This window comes from Streptomyces sp. BE20 (assembly GCF_036322525.1).
GTDB lineage: Bacteria > Actinomycetota > Actinomycetes > Streptomycetales > Streptomycetaceae > Kitasatospora.
In genome coordinates this window covers 60,589-81,616 of record NZ_JAQYWW010001113.1, presented here as the reverse complement: position 1 = coordinate 81,616, position 21,028 = coordinate 60,589, and the positions used below count along the sequence as shown (strand labels likewise).

The 21,028-nt window shown below is 71.3% G+C and carries 20 protein-coding genes; 2 read left to right on the top strand and 18 right to left on the bottom strand.

Annotated elements, in window-relative coordinates; genetic code table 11:
* Positions 1 to 18: 18 nt before the first annotated feature.
* The 13 genes from nuoL to PUR61_RS33565 form a co-directional block, all read right to left on the bottom strand.
* Positions 19 to 1,914, bottom strand: a complete 1,896-nt coding sequence (nuoL, locus tag PUR61_RS33625; RefSeq protein WP_329883300.1) for an NADH-quinone oxidoreductase subunit L — start codon at positions 1,912 to 1,914, stop codon at positions 19 to 21.
* 14 nt (positions 1,915 to 1,928) lie between these two features.
* Complete coding sequence (gene nuoK / locus PUR61_RS33620) at positions 1,929 to 2,228, bottom strand: NADH-quinone oxidoreductase subunit NuoK (RefSeq protein ID WP_329883299.1); 300 nt, start codon at positions 2,226 to 2,228, stop codon at positions 1,929 to 1,931.
* On the bottom strand, positions 2,225 to 3,163 hold the full coding sequence (locus PUR61_RS33615) for an NADH-quinone oxidoreductase subunit J (RefSeq protein WP_329883298.1): 939 nt from the start codon (positions 3,161 to 3,163) through the stop codon (positions 2,225 to 2,227). The genes nuoK and PUR61_RS33615 overlap by 4 nt, the downstream gene beginning before the upstream one ends.
* Positions 3,160 to 3,771: an NADH-quinone oxidoreductase subunit NuoI gene (nuoI, locus tag PUR61_RS33610; RefSeq protein ID WP_329883297.1), complete on the bottom strand. Its 612-nt coding sequence runs from the start codon at positions 3,769 to 3,771 to the stop codon at positions 3,160 to 3,162. Before nuoI ends, PUR61_RS33615 begins: the two co-directional genes overlap by 4 nt.
* Before the next feature lie 6 nt (positions 3,772 to 3,777).
* Positions 3,778 to 5,148 (bottom strand): NADH-quinone oxidoreductase subunit NuoH, encoded by a 1,371-nt coding sequence (gene nuoH, locus PUR61_RS33605; protein ID WP_380359840.1) that lies wholly within the window; start codon positions 5,146 to 5,148, stop codon positions 3,778 to 3,780.
* A gap of 44 nt (positions 5,149 to 5,192) precedes the next feature.
* Positions 5,193 to 7,670, bottom strand: a complete 2,478-nt coding sequence (locus tag PUR61_RS33600) for an NADH-quinone oxidoreductase subunit G (RefSeq protein ID WP_329883295.1) — start codon at positions 7,668 to 7,670, stop codon at positions 5,193 to 5,195.
* Entirely contained in the window at positions 7,667 to 9,028 is a 1,362-nt protein-coding gene (gene nuoF, locus PUR61_RS33595) for an NADH-quinone oxidoreductase subunit NuoF (protein WP_329883294.1), read from the bottom strand. Before nuoF ends, PUR61_RS33600 begins: the two co-directional genes overlap by 4 nt.
* Complete coding sequence (gene nuoE / locus PUR61_RS33590; protein ID WP_329883293.1) at positions 9,028 to 9,768, bottom strand: NADH-quinone oxidoreductase subunit NuoE; 741 nt, start codon at positions 9,766 to 9,768, stop codon at positions 9,028 to 9,030. Before nuoE ends, nuoF begins: the two co-directional genes overlap by 1 nt.
* Complete coding sequence (locus tag PUR61_RS33585) at positions 9,765 to 11,117, bottom strand: NADH-quinone oxidoreductase subunit D (RefSeq protein ID WP_329883292.1); 1,353 nt, start codon at positions 11,115 to 11,117, stop codon at positions 9,765 to 9,767. The genes nuoE and PUR61_RS33585 overlap by 4 nt, the downstream gene beginning before the upstream one ends.
* Positions 11,117 to 11,830, bottom strand: a complete 714-nt coding sequence (locus PUR61_RS33580) for an NADH-quinone oxidoreductase subunit C (RefSeq protein ID WP_329883291.1) — start codon at positions 11,828 to 11,830, stop codon at positions 11,117 to 11,119. Before PUR61_RS33580 ends, PUR61_RS33585 begins: the two co-directional genes overlap by 1 nt.
* Positions 11,827 to 12,381, bottom strand: coding sequence for a NuoB/complex I 20 kDa subunit family protein (locus PUR61_RS33575; protein ID WP_266271098.1), 555 nt, complete (start codon positions 12,379 to 12,381; stop codon positions 11,827 to 11,829). The genes PUR61_RS33580 and PUR61_RS33575 overlap by 4 nt, the downstream gene beginning before the upstream one ends.
* Before the next feature lie 108 nt (positions 12,382 to 12,489).
* The gene (locus tag PUR61_RS33570) at positions 12,490 to 12,849 is read right to left on the bottom strand and encodes an NADH-quinone oxidoreductase subunit A (protein ID WP_014137597.1); all 360 of its coding nucleotides are present in this window, start codon (positions 12,847 to 12,849) and stop codon (positions 12,490 to 12,492) included.
* Between the two features lie 568 nt (positions 12,850 to 13,417).
* Positions 13,418 to 14,389, bottom strand: a complete 972-nt coding sequence (locus PUR61_RS33565) for a DMT family transporter (RefSeq protein ID WP_329883290.1) — start codon at positions 14,387 to 14,389, stop codon at positions 13,418 to 13,420.
* Positions 14,390 to 14,604: 215 nt separating this feature from the next.
* On the opposite strand from PUR61_RS33565, the gene PUR61_RS33560 reads away from it, so the two are divergent.
* Positions 14,605 to 15,315 (top strand): peptidylprolyl isomerase, encoded by a 711-nt coding sequence (locus tag PUR61_RS33560; protein WP_329883289.1) that lies wholly within the window; start codon positions 14,605 to 14,607, stop codon positions 15,313 to 15,315.
* Positions 15,316 to 15,437: 122 nt separating this feature from the next.
* Positions 15,438 to 15,839 (top strand): MazG-like family protein, encoded by a 402-nt coding sequence (locus PUR61_RS33555; protein WP_329883288.1) that lies wholly within the window; start codon positions 15,438 to 15,440, stop codon positions 15,837 to 15,839.
* A gap of 110 nt (positions 15,840 to 15,949) precedes the next feature.
* Here the strand turns inward: PUR61_RS33555 and PUR61_RS33550 are convergent, their stop codons facing one another.
* The 5 genes from PUR61_RS33550 to mqnC form a co-directional block, all read right to left on the bottom strand.
* Positions 15,950 to 17,233, bottom strand: a complete 1,284-nt coding sequence (locus PUR61_RS33550; protein ID WP_329883367.1) for a geranylgeranyl reductase family protein — start codon at positions 17,231 to 17,233, stop codon at positions 15,950 to 15,952.
* A 160-nt stretch (positions 17,234 to 17,393) separates the two neighbouring features.
* The gene (locus PUR61_RS33545) at positions 17,394 to 18,086 is read right to left on the bottom strand and encodes a demethylmenaquinone methyltransferase (RefSeq protein ID WP_329883287.1); all 693 of its coding nucleotides are present in this window, start codon (positions 18,084 to 18,086) and stop codon (positions 17,394 to 17,396) included.
* 158 nt (positions 18,087 to 18,244) lie between these two features.
* Positions 18,245 to 18,832 carry a hypothetical protein gene (locus PUR61_RS33540; RefSeq protein ID WP_329883286.1) on the bottom strand — a complete coding sequence of 196 codons (588 nt, stop codon included), beginning with the start codon at positions 18,830 to 18,832 and terminating at the stop codon, positions 18,245 to 18,247.
* A 312-nt stretch (positions 18,833 to 19,144) separates the two neighbouring features.
* A complete protein-coding gene (locus PUR61_RS33535) occupies positions 19,145 to 19,774 on the bottom strand; it encodes an amidohydrolase family protein (RefSeq protein WP_443035284.1) in 630 nt (209 codons plus the stop codon).
* Between the two features lie 14 nt (positions 19,775 to 19,788).
* Positions 19,789 to 21,012, bottom strand: coding sequence for a cyclic dehypoxanthinyl futalosine synthase (gene mqnC, locus PUR61_RS33530; RefSeq protein ID WP_329883285.1), 1,224 nt, complete (start codon positions 21,010 to 21,012; stop codon positions 19,789 to 19,791).
* Positions 21,013 to 21,028: the final 16 nt, after the last annotated feature.

Below are 21,028 nucleotides of genomic sequence, written 5' to 3'. Positions count from 1 at the left end.
GTGTGTAATCCCAATCCATCAGACGGACCTCATCAGGAGAGTCGTGGCGACCAGCACCAGCGTGCCGCCGAACATGGAGAGCGCGTACGACCGGACGTAGCCGTTCTGGATCCGGCGCAGCCTGCTGGAGATGCCGCCGATGGTGGCGGCCAGGCCGTTGACGAAGCCGTCCAGGCCGCGGCTGTCGAAGTAGACCAGCGCCGCGGTGAGCGCCGAGCCGGGGCGGACCAGGACGGCGTGGTTGAAGTCGTCCTGGAGGAGGTCCCGACGGGCGGCCCGGGTGAGCGGGGAGCCGTACGGCGGCACCACCGGGACGGCGGAGCGGCCGTACACCAGGTACGAGACCGCGACGCCGACCACCATGCAGGCGGTGGTGAGCAGGGTGACGGTGAGCTCGCCGAGCGGCGAGTCGCCGTGGGAGTGGCCGGTGACCGGCTCCAGCCAGGTGACGAAGGAGCTGTTGTAGGCGAAGATCGCACCGGCGAAGACCGAGCCGAAGGCCAGCACGATCATCGGGGCGGTCATGGTCTTCGGCGACTCGTGCGGGTGCGGGTCGTTGCCCTCGGTGTCCGGCTGCCAGCGGCGCTCGCCGAAGAACGTCAGGATCATCACCCGGGTCATGTAGAACGCGGTGACGGCGGCGCCGAGCAGGGTGCAGAGACCGAGGATCCAGCCCTCGGTGCCGCCCTTGGCGAAGGCCGCCTCGATGATCTTGTCCTTGGAGAAGAACCCGGAGAGGCCGGGGAACCCGATGATCGCCAGGTAGCCGAGGCCGAAGGTCACGAAGGTGATCGGCATGAACTTCCGCAGACCGCCGTAGTGACGCATGTTCACCTCGTCGTTCATGCCGTGCATGACCGACCCGGCGCCGAGGAAGAGCCCCGCCTTGAAGAAGCCGTGGGTCACCAGGTGCATGATCGCGAAGGCGTAGCCGATCGGGCCGAGGCCGGCCGCGAGGATCATGTAGCCGATCTGCGACATGGTCGAGCCGGCCAGCGCCTTCTTGATGTCGTCCTTGGCGCAACCGACGATCGCCCCGAACAGCAGGGTGACCGTGCCGACCACCACCACGGCGGTCTGGGCGTCCGGCGCCAGGTTGAAGATCGCCCCGGAACGGGTGATCAGGTAGACGCCGGCGGTCACCATGGTGGCCGCGTGGATCAGGGCGGAGACCGGGGTCGGACCCTCCATGGCGTCCCCGAGCCAGGACTGCAGCGGCACCTGGGCGGACTTGCCGCAGGCGGCGAGCAGCAGCATCAGGCCGATCGCGGTCAGCTTGCCCTCGCTCGCCTGGTCCGCGGCGCCGAAGACCGGCTCGAACGCGAAGGAGCCGAACTCGACGAACATCAGCATGATCGCGATCGAGAGGCCCATGTCACCGACGCGGTTGACGATGAACGCCTTCTTCGCGGCGGTGGCGGCGCTCGGCTTGTGCTGCCAGAAGCCGATCAGCAGGTACGAGGCGAGCCCGACGCCCTCCCAACCGAAGTACAGCAGGAGGTAGTTGTCGGCGGTCACCAGCAGCAGCATGGCCGACAGGAAGAGGTTCAGGTAGGCGAAGAACCGGCGCCTGCGCTCGTCGTGCGCCATGTAACCCACCGAGTAGAGGTGGATCAGGGTGCCCACGCCGGTGATCAGCAGGACGAAGGTCATCGAGAGCTGGTCGAGCCGGAAGGCGATGTCGGCCTGGAAGCCGTTCACCGGGATCCAGCTGAACAGGTGCTCGGTGAGCGCGCGGTCCTCGGCCTCCCGGCCCAGCATGTCCGAGAAGAGGACGACGCCGAAGCCGAAGGAGAGGGCGGCGAGCGCGGTGGCCAGCCAGTGGCCGAACCGGTCGAATACCCGGCCGCCGAGCAGGAGCAGGGCGGCGCCGGCCAGCGGAGCCGCGACCAGCAGCGGAATGAGTGAGTTCACCGAAGGCCCTCCGCCTACAGCTTCATGAGGTTGCTGTCATCGACCGAAGCGGAGTGCCTGGTCCGGAAGATGGAGACGATGATGGCGAGGCCGACGACGACCTCGGCCGCCGCGACCACCATGGTGAAGAACGCGATGATCTGGCCGTCCAGGTTGCCGTGCAGGCGGGAGAACGTGACCAGCGCCAGGTTGGAGGCGTTGAGCATCAGCTCGACGCACATGAACAGGACGATCGCGTTCCGCCGGAGCAGTACACCGGAGGCGCCGATGGTGAACAACAGGGCGGAGAGATAGAGGTAGTTGACCGGATTCACTCCGCCCCCTCCTCGTCGTGGTCGGGTGCCGGGTGGTTGTTCGGGACCGGCTCAAGGGTCTTGCGCCGGTTCTCCGGCTGCTCCAGCGCCTTGCGCGGGCCGGTCACCGGCGGGCGCTCGGACGGCGGGCGGCCCAGCCAGTCGGCGGTGGCGGACTCCAGCTCGGCCATCCGCGCCAGCATCTCGTGGCTGACGTCGCGGATCTGGCCGCGCTCGCGGAGGGTCGCCATCACCGAGTCCTCGGCGATGGAACCGTCCGGCAGCAGGGCCGGGATGTCGACCGCGTTGTGCCGGGCGTAGACACCGGGCGCCGGCTTCGGCGGGAGCTGGAGGTTGTCCCTGACCCGCTGGTCGGCCAGCTCGCGCTGGGTCTTCGGCGGCTTCACGTGCTCGCGGTGGGTCAGCACCATGGCGCCGATCGCGGCGGTGATCAGCAGTGCGCCGGTGACCTCGAAGGCCCAGACGTACTTGGTGAAGATCAGCCGGGCCAGGCCCTGGACGTTGCCCTCGGCGTTGGCCTCGCCGAGGCCGACGAAGGTGTCCAGCTTGGCGTTGGCGACGCCGGCGAGCAGCAGCACCCCGAAGCCCAGGCCGCAGAACACGGCGGCGAACCGCTGGCCCTTCAGCTGTTCCTTCAGCGAGTCCGCGCTGGTGACGCCGACCAGCATCACCACGAAGAGGAAGAGCATCATGATCGCGCCGGTGTAGACGACGATCTGCACCACGCCCAGGAAGACCGCGCCCTGGGCCATGTAGCAGACCGCCAGGGCGAGCATGGTGGCGGCCAGGCAGAGCGCGCTGTGCACGGCCTTCTTCATCAGCAGCATGCCGAGCGCGCCGCCGACGGCGATCACCGCGAGGACCCAGAACTGCACGGCCTCGCCGGTGGAGGTCGCGCCCGTGACGGCGGCGAGAGTGGCGGGGGCGGTGGTCACGACAGCTCCTCCCTCTCCCGGTCGGTGCGCTCCTGCTGGACCGTCCCGGGCGCCGCCGCGGTGATCTCGCCCCGGTAGTACGCACCCTCGTCGGTGCCCGGGAAGATCGAGTGCGGGCTGTCGACCATGCCCTCGGAGAGGCCGACCAGCAGCTGTTCCTTGGTGAAGATGAGGTCGGCGCGGGAGGAGTCCGCCAGCTCGTACTCGTTGGTCATGGTGAGCGCACGGGTCGGGCAGGCCTCGATGCAGAGACCGCAGAGGATGCAGCGCGCGTAGTTGATCTGATAGACCGCGCCGTACCGCTCACCGGGCGAGTAGCGCTCGTCGTCCCGGTTGTCGGCGCCCTCGACGTAGATCGCGTCGGCCGGGCAGGCCCACGCGCAGAGCTCGCAGCCGACGCACTTCTCCAGACCGTCCGGGTGCCGGTTCAGCTGGTGGCGGCCGTGGAAGCGCGGAGCGGTGGGCTTCTTCTGCTCCGGGTACTGCTCGGTGAGCCGCTTCTTGAACATGGCCTTGAAGGTCACGCCGAAGCCGGCGGCCGGCCCGAGGACGGACGGCTTCTCGGTCGGTTCGGGCCGGTCGGCCCGGGCGTTCTGGTCGGACGACATCTCGGTTCAGCTCCCTTCGGAATGGTCGGCCCCGTTGAGGGCGTCCTGGAGTTGCTTCGGGGCGCGGCTGCGCCGGCGCGGGACCGGCGGAAGCTGCTGACCGGGCAGCGGCGGCACCGGGTACCCACCCGCCATCGGGTCGAACACGGGTTCCGGGGCGGCCTGTTCGGGTTCGGGCTTGCGCTGCACGACGTCCCGGAGCAGGCCGAGCAGCAGGAGGACGCCGACCGGGGCTCCGACGTAGAGCACCACCTGGCCGAACTCGTAGCCCTCGTTGCGCAGGGCCCGGACACTGGCCACCATCACCAGCCAGACCAGCGAGACCGGGATCAGCACCTTCCAGCCCAGCTTCATGAACTGGTCGTAGCGGAGCCGGGGCAGGGTGCCGCGCAGCCAGATGAAGAAGAAGAGCAGCAGCTGGATCTTGAGGATGATCCAGAGCATCGGCCACCAGCCGTGGTTGGCGCCCTCCCAGAAGGTGGAGACTGGCCAGGGAGCCCGCCAGCCACCCAGGAACAAGGTGGAGGCGACGGCCGACACGGTCACCATGTTCACGTACTCGGCGAGCATGAACATCGCGAACTTCAGCGAGGAGTACTCGGTGTTGAAGCCGCCGACGAGCTCGCCCTCGGCCTCCGGGAGGTCGAACGGCGCCCGGTTGGTCTCCCCGACCATCGCGATGATGTAGACGATGAACGACACCGGCAACAGCACCGCGAACCAGGTCGGCTGTTGCGAGGAGACGATCTCCGACGTGGACATCGAGCCCGAGTAGATGAACACCGCCGCGAAGGACAGGCCCATCGCGATCTCGTAGCTGATCATCTGGGCCGAGGAGCGGATCCCGCCGAGCAGCGGGTACGTCGAGCCGGAGGACCAGCCCGCCAGCACGATGCCGTAGATACCGACCGAGGCGGTGGCCAGGATGTAGAGCAGCGCCACCGGGAAGTCGGTCAGCTGGAGCGGCGTCCGGGTGCCGAAGATCGACACCTCGTCACCGGCCGGGCCGAACGGGATCACCGCGAAGGCCATGAAGGCGGGGATGGCGCAGACGATCGGGGCCAGGATGTAGACCGCCTTGTCGGCGTTCTTGACCACCAGGTCTTCCTTGAGCGCCAGCTTCACCCCGTCGGCGAGCGACTGCAGCAGGCCCCACGGGCCGTGCCGGTTGGGCCCGATGCGCAGCTGCATCCAGGCCACCACCTTGCGCTCCCAGACGATCGCCACAAGCACCGTGCCGACCAGGAAGGCGAAGCAGAAGACCGCCTTGAGCAGCACCAGCCACCAGGGGTCGCGCCCGAAGAAGCCGAGCGTCCCGTACGCGGCGACCTCCTGGGCCGCCGCCGCGGACGCGGTGACGTCGTGGGACGCGAGCAGGGACGCGGCGGCGTCGAACGCCGAGACGTCGAGTGCGGCGAGACTCACTTCTCCTCCTCGTCGGGCTCGATGGCCTCCGCCGCGGCGATGGTGACCAGGTGGCCGATGGTGGTGCCGAGCGCGCGGTAGGCGCCGCCCGGGGTGGAGTTGAGCGGGATCCAGACCGTGCGGTCCGGCATCTCCTTGGTGATCTCCAGCGGCAGGACGAGCGAGCCTGCCGGGCCGGTCAGCCGCAGCGCGACGGGCGGGCCGTCGGCGCCGAGCTCCTCTGCGGTGGTCGGCGAGATCCGGGCGACCGCCGGGTGCCGGGTGCCGGCCAGGTGCGGGTCACCCTGCTGGAGGGTGCCGCGGTCGAGCAGCAGCCGCCAGCCGGCCAGGACCGCCTGGCCGGCGGCCGGCCGCGGCAGCAGACCCGGGTGGGCCGCCGGGGCGGCCGGACGGTCACCGGTCCAGGGCGCGAACCGGTCCAGCTCCGACCGGACGGCCCGGACGTCGGGCAGCCCCAGCCGGTGGCCCAGCGCGTCGGCGAGCATGGTCAGCACCCGCAGGTCCGGGTGCAGGTGGTGGCCCATCTGCTGGTCCGGCTTGAGCGCGGCCTCGAACATCCGCACCCGGCCCTCCCAGTCCAGGAAGGTGCCGGCCTTCTCGGCGACGGCGGCGACCGGCAGCACCACGTCCGCGTGCGCGGTGACGGCGGACGGCCGCAGCTCCAGCGACACCACGAACCGTGCGGCGGCCAGCGCCTCCTCGGCCAGCGCCGGGTCGGGCAGGTCGTCCGGGTCGACGCCGCCGACCAGCAGCGCGTCCAGCTCGCCGTGGGCGGCGGCCGCGAGGATCTGCTCGGTGTCCCGGCCCAGCCGGGAGGGGAGTTCGGCCACTCCCCAGGCGGCGGCGGCCTCGGCCCGGGCCGCCGGGGCGGCGACCGGACGGCCGCCCGGCAGCAGACCGGGCAGCGCACCCGCCTCGACCGCACCGCGCTCGCCGGCCCGACGCGGGACCCAGGCGATCCGGGCACCGGTGGCGTGCGCCAGCCGGAGCGCCGCGGTGAGCGCGCCGGGGGCGGCGGACAGCCGCTCACCGACCAGGATGACCGAGCCCGGGGTGCGGAGCAGTTCGGCGGCCCGGCCCGCGTCGTCGTTGAGCGGCTCGTCGGCGGCGAGCGCCGCCAGCCACTCGGCCTCGGTGCCGGGGGCCGCCGGCAGCAGCGCACCGCGCAGCTTGGCCAGGCCCCGGGACGCGTGCGTGGCGATCGAGAAGACCCGCAGTCCGCGGGCAATGCTCGCCTTGCGCAGCCGCAGGAAGACGATCGGCGACTCCTCCTCCGGCTCCAGGCCGGCGAGCAGCACGCCCGGCGCCGCCTCCAGCTCGTCGTAGGAGACGCCGGTGCCGTCCACGTCGACGCCGCGGCCGGCGACGGCGGCGGCCAGGAAGTCCGCCTCCTCACCGCTGTGCGGGCGGGACCGGAAGTCCACGTCGTTGGTGCCGAGCACCACGCGGGCGAACTTCGCGTACGCGTAGGCGTCCTCGACGGTGACCCGGCCGCCGGTCAGCACGCCGGCCCGGGCGCCGCGCAGTCCCTCGGCCGCCCTCGCCAGCGCCTCCGGCCAGGAGGCGGTGACCAGTTCGCCGTCCTTGCGGACCAGCGGGGTGGTGATCCGGTCACGCTGCTGGGCGTAGCGGAAGGCGAACCGGCCCTTGTCGCAGTTCCACTCCTCGTTGACCGCCGGGTCCTCGCCGGCCAGCCGGCGGAGCACCTTGCCGCGCCGGTGGTCGGTGCGCTGGGCGCAGCCCGCCGAGCAGTGCTCGCAGACGCTCGGCGACGAGACCAGGTCGAACGGGCGGGAGCGGAAACGATAAGCCGCCGAGGTGAGGGCGCCGACCGGACAGATCTGGATGGTGTTGCCGGAGAAGTACGACGCGAAGTCGTCACCCTCACCGGTACCGACCTGCTGGAGCGCGCCGCGCTCGACCAGGTCGATGAACGGGTCGCCGGCGATCTGCTGGGAGAAGCGGGTGCAGCGGGCGCAGAGCACGCACCGCTCGCGGTCCAGCAGCACCTGGGTGCTGATCGGGACCGGCTTCTCGTAGGTGCGCTTCATCCCCTCGAAACGGGAGTCGGTGTCACCGGTCGACATCGCCTGGTTCTGCAGCGGGCACTCACCGCCCTTGTCGCAGACCGGGCAGTCCAGCGGGTGGTTGATCAGCAGCAGTTCCATCACGCCGCGCTGCGCCTTCTCGGCGACCGGCGAGCTGACCTGCGTCCGGACCACCATGCCCTCGGCCACCGGGATGGTGCACGAGGCGACCGGCTTGCGCTGGCCCTCGATCTCGACGATGCACTGGCGGCAGGCGCCGGCCGGGTCGAGCAGCGGGTGGTCGCAGAAGCGCGGGATCTGGGTGCCCACCTGCTCGGCGGCCCGGATCACCAACGTCCCCTTGGGGACCTGCACTTCGACGCCGTCGATGGTGAGCGTGACCAGTTCGACCGCGGCCTTGGAGGTGGCTGGCTCTGTGATCGTCACGCGTGCACCTCCCTTTCGGTGGCGGACTGGTGGCCGGGGCGGGGGCCGTCGGCCCAGACGGTGGAGGCGGTCGGGTCGAAGGGGCAGCGGCGCTCCGCGAGGTGCTGCTCGTACTCGGCCCGGAAGTGCTGGAGCGAGGAGACGATCGGGCTGGCCGCACCGTCCCCCAGCGCGCAGAAGGACTTGCCGTTGATGTTGTCGGCGATGTCGAGGAGCTTGTCGAGGTCCCCCGCGACGCCTTCGCCGGCCTCGATCCGCCGGAGCAGCTGGACCAGCCAGTAGGTGCCCTCGCGGCAGGGGGTGCACTTGCCGCAGGACTCGTGGGCGTAGAACTCCGTCCAGCGGGTGACCGCACGGACCACGCAGGTGGTCTCGTCGAAGATCTGCAGCGCCTTGGTGCCCAGCATCGAGCCGGCCGCGCCGACCCCCTCGTAGTCGAGCGGGACGTCGAGGTGCTCGTCGGTGAACATCGGGGTGGAGGAACCGCCCGGGGTCCAGAACTTGAGCCGGTGGCCGGACCGGATGCCGCCGCTGATGTCGAGCAGCTGGCGCAGGGTGATGCCCAGCGGGGCCTCGTACTGGCCGGGGTTGGTGACGTGGCCGGAGAGCGAGTAGAGCGTGAAGCCGGGGGACTTCTCGGTGCCCAGTCCCTTGAACCACTCCTTGCCCTTGGCCAGGATCGGCGGCACCGACGCGATCGACTCGACGTTGTTGACCACCGTCGGGCAGGCGTAGAGACCGGCGATGGCCGGGAACGGCGGGCGCAGCCTCGGCTGGCCGCGGCGCCCCTCCAGCGAGTCGAGCAGGGCCGTCTCCTCGCCGCAGATGTACGCGCCGGCGCCGGCGTGGACGGTGATGTCCAGGTCCAGGCCGGGTCCGAGGGCGTCCTTGCCGAGCAGTCCGGCCTCGTACGCCTCGGCGACGGCGGCCTGCAGCCGGCGCAGCACCGGGACGACCTCGCCGCGCAGGTAGATGAAGGCGTGGTCGCAGCGGATCGCGTAGGACGCGATGATCATGCCCTCGATCAGCGAGTGCGGGTTGGCGAAGAGCAGGGGGATGTCCTTGCAGGTCCCCGGCTCCGACTCGTCCGCGTTGACCACCAGGTAGTGCGGCTTGCCGTCGTTCTGGGGGATGAACTGCCACTTCATGCCGGTGGGGAAACCGGCGCCGCCGCGACCGCGCAGGCCGGCGTCCTTGACCAGCGCGATCACCTCGTCCGGGGCCATCGCGAGGGCGGCCTTCAGCCCCTCGTACCCGGCGTGGCGGCGGTAGGTGGCGAGGGTCCATGGCCTGGTGTCGTCCCAGGAGGCGGAGAGCACCGGGGTGAGCAGCTTCTCGGCCGGCTCGGCGGAGGTCATCACGCTTCGGTCCCTTCGTGACGGGGCGAGACGACGCGGGTACCGCCGGTGCCGGGCAGGGCCTCACCGCGGGCCAGCCGCAGGCCGGCCAGCGAGGGGGCGCCGCCGGCGCCGGACTCGTCGACGGCCCCGGTGCGCTCGTCCGGGAAGCCGGCCAGGATGCGGGCGGTCTCCTTGAAGGAGCAGAGCTTGGCACCGCGGGTGGGCCGGGCCTCCCGGCCCGCCCGCAGGTCGTCGACCAGCTGCTTGGCGCTCTCCGGGGTCTGGTTGTCGAAGAACTCCCAGTTGACCATCACCACGGGCGCGTAGTCGCAGGCCGCGTTGCACTCGATGTGCTCGATCGAGATCCGGCCGTCCTCGGTGGTCTCGTTGTTCGTGACGTCGAGGTGCTGCTGGAGCTCCTCGAAGATCTGGTCGCCGCCGAGCACCGCGCAGAGCGTGTTGGTGCAGACCCCGACGTGGTACTCGCCCGCGGGCCGGCGCCGGTACATGGTGTAGAAGGTGGCGACGGCGGTGACCTCGGCGGTGGTGAGGTCCAACTGCTCGGCGCAGAACCGGATGCCGGTCGGGCTGACGAAGCCCTCCTCGGACTGCACCAGGTGCAGCAGCGGCAGCAGCGCGGACCGGGCCACCGGGTAGCGCCCGATCAGCTCCTTCGCGTCGGCCGCCAGCCTGGCGTGCACCTCCTCGGGGTACGGCCCGGCCGGCAGCGCCGGCATCCCCAACTGGACGTCTGTCACCGGTCCACGCCTCCCATCACCGGGTCGATCCCGGCCACCGCGACGATCACGTCGGCCACTTGGCCGCCCTCGCACATCGCCGCCATCGTCTGCAGATTGGTGAACGACGGGTCCCGGAAGTGAACCCGGTACGGCCTCGTCCCGCCGTCGCTGACCACGTGCACGCCGAGCTCGCCCTTGGGTGACTCGACGGCCGCGTACGCCTGGCCGGCCGGGACCCGGAAGCCCTCGGTGACCAGCTTGAAGTGGTGGATCAGGGCCTCCATCGAGGTGCCCATGATCTTCCGGATGTGGTCGAGCGAGTTGCCCATCCCGTCCGGGCCGACGGCGAGCTGGGCCGGCCAGGCGATCTTCTTGTCGGCCACCATGACCGGGCCGGGGCGGAGCCGGTCCAGGCACTGCTCGACGATCCGCAGCGACTCCTTCATCTCCTCCAGGCGGATCAGGAAGCGGCCGTAGGAGTCGGCGCCGTCGGCGACCGCGACCTCGAAGTCGTAGTTCTCGTAGCCGCAGTACGGGTCGGTCTTGCGCAGGTCGTGGGGCAGGCCGGTGGCCCGCAGGATCGGACCGGTGGCGCCGAGCGCGAGGCAGCCGGGCAGGTCGAGGAATCCGACGTCGACCAGGCGGGCCTTGAAGACCGGGTTGCCGGTGGCGAGCTTGTCGTACTCGTGCATCCGGGAGCGGATGGTCTTCACGGCCTCGCGGATCTGGTCCACCGCGCCGGGCGGGAGGTCCTGGGCGAGGCCCCCGGGGCGGACGTACGCGTGGTTCATCCGCAGGCCGGTGACCAGCTCGAAGACGTCCAGGATCAGTTCGCGGTCCCGGAAGCCGTAGATCATCAGCGTGGTGGAGCCGATCTCCATGCCGCCGGTGGCCAGGCAGACCAGGTGGGAGGAGATCCGGTTGAGCTCCATCATCAGGACGCGGATGACGCTGGCCCGGTCCGGGACGTCGTCGGTGATGCCGAGCAGCTTCTCGACCGCCAGGCAGTAGGCGGTCTCGTTGAACAGCGGAGTCAGGTAGTCCATGCGGGTCACGAAGGTGGTGCCCTGGACCCAGTTGCGGAACTCCATGTTCTTCTCGATGCCGGTGTGGAGGTAGCCGATACCGCAGCGGGCCTCGGTCACCGTCTCGCCGTCGATCTCCAGGATGAGTCGCAACACGCCGTGGGTGGACGGGTGTTGGGGACCCATGTTGACGATGATGCGTTCGTCGTCGGCCCGGCCGACGGCCTCGACCACCTCGCCCCAGTCACCGCCGGTGACCGTGAAGACCCGGCCCTCGGTGGTCTCCCGGGCTGCGGCCTCCGCCGCCTCCTGGTGCGCCTCTTCGTAGTGCTGGGTGCTCATCAGCTGTACGACCTCCGCTGGTCGGGCGCCGGGATCTGGGCGCCCTTGTACTCGACGGGGATGCCGCCGAGCGGGTAGTCCTTGCGCTGCGGGTGGCCCAGCCAGTCGTCCGGCATCATGATCCGGGTGAGCGCCGGGTGGTCCTCGAAGACCAGGCCGAAGAAGTCGTAGGCCTCGCGCTCGTGCCAGTCGTTGGTCGGGTAGACGCTCACCACGGACGGGACGCGCGGGTCGGCGTCCGGTGCGGCGACCTCCAGCCGGATCAGCCGGCCGTGGGTGATCGAGCGCAGGTGGTAGACCGCGTGCAACTCGCGCCCGGAGTCGCCCGGGTAGTGCACGCCGCTCACACCGAGACAGAGCTCGAACCGGAGGGCCGGGTCGTCGCGCAGGGTGCGGGCGGTGCGGAGCAGGTGCTCGCGGGCGATGTGGAAGGTGAGCTCGGCACGGTCGACGACGGTCTTCTCGATCACGTCGGCCGGGTCGAGCCCCTGCTCCTCCAGTGCGCCCTCCAGCTCGTCGGCCACCTCGTCGAACCAGCCGCCGTACGGGCGTCCGCCGGCCGGCGGCAGCGCGATCGGGGCGACCAGCCCGCCGAAGCCGGAGGTGTCACCGCTGCCCTGGGCGCCGAACATGCCCTGCCGGCGCCCGACCACCTCGACCGGGATCTCGCGGCGCGGCTCCTCGCGCCGGGTCTCGGGTACCTGGTCGCTCATCGCAGCAGCCCCCGCATCTCGCTCACCGGGGTGGCCTGCAGCGCGAGCGCCTCGCCCAACTCCTCGGCACGGCGCTTGTTCGCGCCGAGCGGCTCGTGCTGGATCTTGTCGTGCAGCTTCAGGATCGCGTCCATCAGCATCTCCGGGCGGGGCGGACAGCCCGGCAGGTAGATGTCGACCGGGACGATGTGGTCGACGCCCTGCACGATCGCGTAGTTGTTGAACATCCCCCCCGACGAGGCGCAGACGCCCATCGAGATGACCCACTTCGGGTTGGCCATCTGGTCGTACACCTGGCGCAGCACCGGGGCCATCTTCTGGCTCACGCGACCTGCCACGATCATGAGATCGGCCTGCCGGGGCGAGCCCCGGAAGACCTCCATGCCGAACCGGGCCAGGTCGTAGCGGCCCGCGCCCGTGGTCATCATCTCGATCGCGCAGCAGGCGAGCCCGAAGGTGGCCGGGAAGAGCGACGCCTTGCGCACCCAGCCGGCGGCCGTCTCCACGCTCGTGAGCAGAAAGCCGCTCGGCAGCTTCTCCTCGATTCCCATCAGATCCCTCTCAATGCCCTCAAGTCCTGTGGTTCATCCGCCCGTTCAGGCTTTGTCCGCCCGTTCACAAGCTCCGGCGGCCGCCCGGCACCCGGTCCCGCTCCAGGCTCAGTCCCACTCCAGACCGCCGCGCCGCCAGACGTAGGCGTACGCAACGAAGACAGTGGCGATGAACAGGAGCATCTCGACCAGTCCGAAGATCCCCAGGGCGTCGAAGCTCACCGCCCACGGATAGAGAAAGACGATCTCGATGTCGAAGACGATGAAGAGCATCGCCGTCAGGTAGTACTTGATCGGGAACCGGCCGCCGCCCACGGGCTGCGGGGTCGGTTCGATGCCGCACTCGTACGCCTCCAACTTGGCCCGGTTGTACCGCTTGGGCCCGGTCAGTGAGGCCATCACGACGGAGCCGACCGCGAACGCCGCCGCGATGGCACCGAGTACGAGGATCGGCGCGTAGGCATTCATAGCCCCCGCTCCCTCCGTCCAGTCGTCCTTGACTGCAGATCGGAACCGACGGGTCACACTGCGGTGAACCCGGTGTTCCAGTTCCCGTGATCCACCTCATGTGAGGCAGTTCACAAAGCCTGGAACGAGCGCATCCTATGCCCGTCAGCTTGTGATCTGCGACACGCAGTTCAAGACGATCTTTGTGATCTCCGCCACCTCTCGAATGGTGGCGAAAGTGAACATGGCGAGAGTTGTCGACACAAAGAAGTCAAACGATCACAACCCGTCGCATTTATCTGCGAAGCGGCAGGTCAGAGCCGCGCTCCTATATCAACTATGCGCGGTCCGGGGCAAATTTCAGAGCGCCGGGTTGACGTGTTATGTCGGCTCACCCGCAGGGGTGGCGGCCTCCCGAACGCCCGCTTGACCCTTCGTTCACAAGCGCGCGAACGGGAAGCCGAGTTGGGGCGCGGACGGTACCGGCGGGCGGGCACGGAGACGTGCGGGCGGGCACCGGAAGGTGCCCGCCCGCACGGTGTGCGGCGGTGTACGGCGGCGGGCGGACGTCCGCGGCCGCGCCCGTCGGTCAGGCCGAGGCCCGCTCCGGCGCCGTCTCCACGCCCGGCCCCGCCGCACCCGGCTCCCCCGCGCGTCCCGCAGGCGCACCGTCCCGGAGCGGTGCCACCGCGGTCCGGCGCCCCCACTCGGTGGCGACCAGGACGAGGGCGCCGCCCGCCAGGGCGAGCGGGCCGAGGTGGTTGCCGGCGAGCGTGATCCCGAAGACCGCCGCCCAGAGCGGTTCGGTACCGAGCAGCAGGCTGACCCGCGAGGGCGAGGTGGTGCGGACCGCCCACATCTGCACGAAGAACGCGAACAGCGTGCAGAGCAGCGCGAGATGCAGCAGCCAGCCCCACTCGGCCGGCCCGTACGCGGCGGCGACCGTCCAGGGCAGCGGCCCGGTGAAGGGCGCGACGACAGCGAACACCAGGGTCGCGGTGGCGAGTTGCACCCAGGTGACGGCCAGCGTGTCGGTGTCCCGGATCGCCCGGACCCGGGAGGTGGCCAGGACGTTGACCGTCCGCACCACGGCCGCGCCGAGCACCAGGAGGTCACCCGACGCCGGCGCCCGCAGCCCGCCGTCCCCGGTGAGCAGGGCGATGCCCACCACCGCCAGTCCGGCCGCCGCGACGAACGGGCGCGGCAGCGGCGTCCGGGTGAGCACGCTCTCCGCGAGCGGGGTGAACACGATCGTGAGGCTGATGATCAGGCCGGCGTTGGTCGCCGAGGTGTGGACCGCGCCGAAGGTCTCCAGGAGGAAGATCGCGCCGAGCACGAGGCCCAGGGACGCCCCGCCCGCCCACTCCGCCCGCCCCATCCGCCGCAGCCCCCGCCAGGCGAACACCCCGAGCAACGGCAGGACGAGGCCGAACCGCAGCACCAGCATGGCCACCACCGTCCCCGGCTCGGCCACCCGCTGCACCGCCAGGAAGCTCGACCCCCACACCACCGCCACCAGCAGGACCGGCACATCTCGGAGAACGGACGACGAAACACGCATGGGCAGGACCTCTTCGGAGCGAACGGGAACCGGCACACGAGAGTCCCGCACGACGTCGGACGGATCCCGGGGCTGAGCAACGAGCCGAGCAGGCGACCGGGCGCGGGGCCCGGTCGGGGCGGAACAGGGGTCCGCCATCCTCGCGCACCGGAGGCCGGACGATCAACGGCATTCCACCCCTACCGGATCCCCACCCCGCCATGGATGATGTCGCCATGACAACACAGCCGTCCCCCATCCACCGGAAGGCCCGTCAAGTGAAGCGGAAACACTGGGCGTTGATCGCCGCCGCCACCGTCCTGCCGCTCGCCGTGAGCACCGGCACCGCCGTCGCGGAGACCCCGTCGACCGGCACCGCCGCCGGCGCCGCCTGCACCTACACCCCGGCGGTCCCGGCCGACAACTTCAAGGGCATCCCGGTCTTCGACGCCAAGAGGGCCGCCAAGCCCTACAGCGCGACGCTGAGGACCTCCCAGGGGGCGATCACCTTCCAGGCGCTGACCGACAAGGCCCCCTGCACCACGTTCTCGTTCCGGTTCCTCGCCGAGCACGACTACTACGACCGCAGCCACTGCCACCGGCTCACCACCCAGCGGATCTTCGTCCTGCAGTGCGGCGACCCGACCGGCACCGGCAGCGGAGGCCCGGGCTACTCGTTCCCCGACGAGAACCTGGAGGGCGCCACCTACCCCGCCGGAACCGTCGCCATGGCCAACGCCGGGCCGAACACCAACGGCAGCCAGTTCTTCTTCGTCTGGAAGGACACCAAGCTCTCCCCCGCCTACACGCCCTTCGGCCGGATCACCGCGGGGCTGGACGTCCTCCAGAAGATCGCCGCCGCCGGCGAGGACGACCAGAACAACCCCGGCGACGGCTACCCGAACCTCTTCGTCAAGATCCGCGACGTCCGGATCGCCAAGCGCTGACCTCCCGCCGGGGCCCCGTCCGCAGCCCCGGCCCCGCCCGGCCCCCACCGCGGTCGGCCGCCGCACGCCACCGCTCCCGTACGGTGGACCACGCCATCGACACCGTACGGGAGCAGCACCGCATGGACAGCAGGATCTGGGAGAGCGTCGACCACCTCGTCACCTGGCTCGACGAGGAGAGCCCGCTCCCTCCGCAGGAGGAACGGCTGGCCCGGATCCTCAAACTCTCCGAGGAGGTCGGTGAGGTGAGCGCCGCCGTGATCGGCGCCACCGGTCAGAACCCGCGCAAGGGGGTCACCCACACCTGGGACGACGTCCAGCACGAGCTCTGCGACGTCGTCTTCTCGGCCCTGGTCGCCCTCCGGACGCTCACCCCCGACGCGGCCCGGGTCTTCGCCGAACGCCTCGCCTACGTCGAACGCCGCTCCGCCGCCGGCCGGCGGCCCGCGACAGGTCAGCCCGCGACAGGTCGACCGGAGACGGCTCGACCGGACGCGGACCGGCCCGAGGCCGATCGGCGCTGACCCCGGGGCGGCCCACGGCGCCGGAGCCTTCGGGCTCCCGGCCGCCGGGGCCCGGGTCCGGTACCGCCGGGGTCAAGGGCCGCCGGGGTACGATGCCGCCGGCCCGTGGGTCAGGCGTTGGGGGCGGCCTTGGCGAGGCCGTTGATGATGCGGTCCATCGCGTCGCCGCCCTGGGGGTCGGTGAGGTTGGCCAGCATCTTCAGGACGAACTTCATCAGGACGGGGTGGGTCAGGCCCCGCTGGGTGGCGAGCTGCATGACCTTCGGGTTGCCGATGAGCTTCACGAAGGCGCGGCCGAGCGTGTAGTAGCCGCCGTAGACGTCCTTGAGGATGCGCGGGTATGCCTGGAGGGCGCGCTCGCGGCCGGCGTCGGTCAGCCGGGCGTGGGCCTGCACGATGACTCCGGCGGCGATCTGGCCGGATTCCATCGCATAGGCGATGCCCTCGCCGTTGAACGGGTTGACCATGCCTCCGGCGTCGCCGACCAGCAGCAGGCCGCGGGTGTAGTGCGGCTGGCGGTTGAAGGCCATCGGGAGCGCGGCACCGCGGATCGGGTCGGTCATGTTCTCGGGGGTGTAGCCCCATTCCTCCGGCATGCTGGCGCACCAGGCCTTGAGGACCTCGCGCCAGTCCAGCTCGCCGAAGGCGGGCGAGGAGTTGAGGATGCCGAGGCCGACGTTGGAGGTGCCGTCGCCCATGCCGAAGACCCAGCCGTAGCCGGGCAGCAGCTTCCGCTCGGCGCCGCGGGTGTCCCACAGCTCCAGCCACGACTCCAGGTAGTCGTCGTCGTGGCGCGGGGAGGTGAAGTAGGTCCGGTAGGCGACGCCCATCGGCCGGTCCTCGCGGCGGTGCAGGCCCATGGCCAGCGAGAGCCGGGTGGAGTTGCCGTCGGCGGCCACCACCAGCGGGGCCCGGAAGGTCACCGGCCGCTTCTCCTCGCCGAGCCGGGCGGTGACGCCGATGATCCGGCCGGTCCGCTCGTCCAGCACCGGGCCGCCGACGTTGCAGCGCTCGTAGAGCCGGGCACCCGCCTTCTCGGCCTGACGGGCGAGCAGCTCGTCGAAGTCGGCCCGCTTGCGGACCAGTCCGTAGTCGGGGAACGCCGACAGCTCGGGCCAGTCCAGCTCCAGCCGGACGCCGCCGCCGATGATCCGCAGCCCCTTGTTGTGCAGCCAGCCGTTCGCCGTCGACACGTCGATGCCCATGTCGACGAGCTGCTTGGTGGCGCGCGGGGTGAGTCCGTCGCCGCAGACCTTCTCCCGGGGGAAGGAGGTCTTCTCCAGCAGCAGCACGTCCAGGCCCGCCTGGGCCAGGTAGTACGCCGTGGCGGAGCCGGCCGGGCCCGCGCCGACCACGATGACGTCCGCGGTGCTCTCCACAACGCCTGCGTTCAGGTCGACGGCGGTCTCGGACACGGTGGGCACACTCCTGCTGGGGTCGGCCGGCCGTCGGGGGCCGGCGCGGCTGGGCTTGGACGAGTCTACGAGCTGCGGACCGGGCCCCGGCCGGAACCGCGGTCGGCTCCGGCGGGTCCGGGGCGGCCCGACCCGGGGATCAGACCCTGTACGCCCGGTGCAGGGCGACGATCCCGCCGGTCAGGTTGCGCCAGGCCACCTTGGACCAGCCGGCCTCCTGGAGCAGCCCCGCCAGAGCGGGCTGGTCGGGCCAGGCCCGGATGGACTCGGCGAGGTAGACGTAGGCGTCCGGGTTGCTGCTGACCGCGGTGGCGACCGGCGGCAGCGCGCGCATCAGGTACTCGGTGTACACCGTCCGGAACGGCGTCCAGGTCGGCGTGGAGAACTCGCAGATCACCAGCTTGCCGCCGGGCTTGGTGACCCGGTGCATCTCGCGCAGCGCCGCCTCGGTCTCGTGGACGTTGCGCAGCGCGAAGGAGATCGTCACCGAGTCGAAGGTGCCGTCGGCGAACGGCAGCCGGGTGGCGTCCCCGGCCGTCAGCGCCAGCTCGGGGTGGCGGCGCTTGCCCTCGGTCAGCATGCCGACCGAGAAGTCGCAAGGGACGACCTCGGCCCCGGCCTCCCGGAACGGCAGCGAGGAGGTGCCGGTGCCGGCCCCGAGGTCGAGGACGAGGTCCCCCGGCCCGGCGTCCACGGCCTCGGCCACCGCCCGGCGCCAGGCGCGGGCCTGGCCGAGGGAGAGCACGTCGTTGGTGCGGTCGTACTTGGCCGCGACGTCGTCGAACATGGCGGCGACTTCGTGCGGCTGCTTGTCCAGAGAGGCTCGGGTCACGACCCCATTGTTCACCCTGGCCCGGACGATCCGGGCAACGGGGCACGTCCGGCGCGATCCCGGACGGTGCGGCCGGGCCGCGGCCGGACGGGGCCTGCGTCGTCGTGGTCCGGCGCGGTCCTCGCCCGACACGCCCTCACCCCGGCGCGGGCGGAGCGTCAGTGCAGGCCGCGCCGCCCGCCGGAGCGGCGCTTGCGGCGCGAGCGCTTGCCGTGGGTTATCGCCGGCATCCCCTCGGCCAGCGCGCCGGTCGCCATGGCCACCGTGGTGGCGATCCGGTTCTGCCCGCTCCGGACGGCGAGGTCGCGCCGGTGCCTGCGGATCCTCAGCATGCAGACGGCGAAGAGCACCACCGCCACCGGGACGCTGAACCGGGCCAGCCCGACGCCGACCGGTTGCGGGTAGGTGTCGCCGCAGACCCGGACCGCGCCCGCGTCGTCGGCCGCGTGCTCCAGGCAGACCGTGTCACCGACCTTCACGCCGTCGGCGAGCGGCAGCGCCGCCGCGGTGTGCTGCTGGCCGACGGCCCGGTAGCTGACGGTGCTGTAGGAACCGCCGCCGGCGGGGAGCTGGGTGACCGTGCCCTCGACCGTCACCGGGTGCGCGCCGATCCGGTCGGCCTGCTCGGCCTGACGCCAGCCCAGCAGGCACATGCCGACGGCCAGTACGGCGCTGAGCACGGCGGTGAGGTACCAAACACGGCCCAACCGCGGGGTGCGCGGCGGGGGGACGGTCGCGGATCGCATGGTTCCTGTCCTGGCTTGCGTTCGGGGCCTGGGACGGGGCCCCGCCGCCCGAGGGCACGGGCGGAGTGTGGTGAGGGTACGGACTGAGCTGAGCGGGATGCTATCCGCTGGCGGGCCCTCAGGTCACGGCGAAGGGGGAATCAGACACCCTCGCCGGGGGTGCAGTTCGACTGCACACGAAGCAACTCCCCTGCGGCACAAGGGGGGATCACCGGGAAGTGGAAAACAGCAGTATGACGGTATGACTACCAATGAGTAGCATCCGGGCGTCCACCCCGTGCCGGTCCCCGGAGCCGGGTCGCGGCGGGCAGCTCACCGTCGGCGGAACACCAGTCGACCGGCCAGCACCGTGGCCAGGCAGCCCCCGGCCCGCGGGCCGTCCGCACCGGGTGCGAACACGGCGAAGTCGGCCCGGCCCCCGACCCCCAGACGGCCGTGCACGGCCTCGACGAACGGGAGCACCGCGAGCGGGTCCAGCGGACCCTCCTCGACCCCCGCACCGCCCGGTACGCCCAGCCCCGACCGGGCCACCGCCGTCCGCACCGAGGCGCGTTCGAACGGCCCGGCCACCGCGGTCACCCCGAACCCGAGCATCCGCTGGAGCCCGCGCCGGGCGCTCGCGCCGCACCGCGCCTCGTCGGCCGGTCCCCCGAGCCCCTCCGGCCCTCCGGGCACCGGCTCGTCCCCGATCCCCTCACGCGGGTCCGGATGGTACGCACACTCCAGCAGCCAGCGCCCGTACGGGTTGCGGAGACCGGGGGTGAGCAGTCCGTCGCCCCAGTCCCGCACCCGGGCCGCCGGGTGCTCCGCCGCCAGTCCGTCGTACGGGCCGACGGCCTCGATCAGCTCGCCACGCACGAGCACCGCCCCGTCGGCGTAGGACGGGGCGGTGGGATCGGCCGGGTCGGGCAGCACACGGGCCGCCCGGTGCAGGGTCAGCACGGCAGTGGAGGCGCTCAGCCGTTGTCGAGGATCTTCAGCTCGGGGTGCGCCGTGCCGCCCTCGATCGCGGTGGAGGCGATGTGCGAGGCGACCCGCGGGTCGACCGGGTCGTTGGCCGGGTCGTCCAGCACCCGCAGGTGCTCGTAGGTGGTCGAGCGCTGCGCGGGGACGCGGTCCGCCGCCCGGATCAGGTGGATCAGCTCGGTGAGGTTGGAGCGGTGCTTGGCGCCGGCCGCCGAGACGACGTTCTCCTCCAGCATCACCGAGCCCAGGTCGTCCGCGCCGTAGTGGAGCGACAGCTGGCCGGCCTCCTTGCCGGTGGTCAGCCAGGAGCCCTGGATGTGGGCGATGTTGTCCAGGAAGAGGCGGGCGATGGCGATCATCCGCAGGTACTCGAAGACGGTCGCCTGGGTCGACCCCTTCAGGTGGTTGTTCTGCGGCTGGTAGGTGTACGGGATGAAGGCGCGGAACCCGCCGGTGCGGTCCTGCACCTCGCGGATCATCCGCAGGTGCTCGATCCGCTCGGCGTTGGTCTCGCCGGTGCCCATCAGCATGGTGGAGGTGGACTCGACGCCCAGGCCGTGGGCGGTCTCCATGATCTCCAGCCAGCGCTCGCCGGACTCCTTGAGCGGGGCGATCGCCTTGCGCGGACGCTCCGGCAGCAGCTCGGCGCCGGCACCGGCGAAGGAGTCGAGACCTGCCTTGTGGATCCGGGTGACGGCCTCCTCGATCGAGACGCCCGAGATCCGGGCCATGTGCTCGACCTCGGACGCGCCCAGCGAGTGGATCACCAGCTGCGGGAAGTCCGTCTTGATCGCCGAGAAGGCGCGCTCGTAGTACTCCACGCCGTAGTCCGGGTGGTGGCCGCCCTGGAACATGATCTGGGTGCCGCCCAGCTCGACCGTCTCCGCGCAGCGGCGCAGGATCTCGTCGAGGTCGCGGGACCAGCCCTTGGTGCTCTTCGGCGCCACGTAGAAGGCGCAGAACTTGCACGCCGTCACACAGACGTTGGTGTAGTTGATGTTGCGCTCGATGATGTACGTCGCGATGTGCTCGGTACCGGCGTAGCGCCGGCGGCGCACCGCGTCGGCCGCCGAGCCGAGCGCGTGCAGCGGGGCCGAGCGGTAGAGCTCCAGCGCCTCCTCCGGGCTGATCCGGCCGCCGCCGGCCGCCCGGTCGAGCACGGCCTGCAGGTCGGTGCTGGGCGCATCGAGGGTGGTCGCTGCGAGCTCGGACACCTGACGGCCTTCTCTC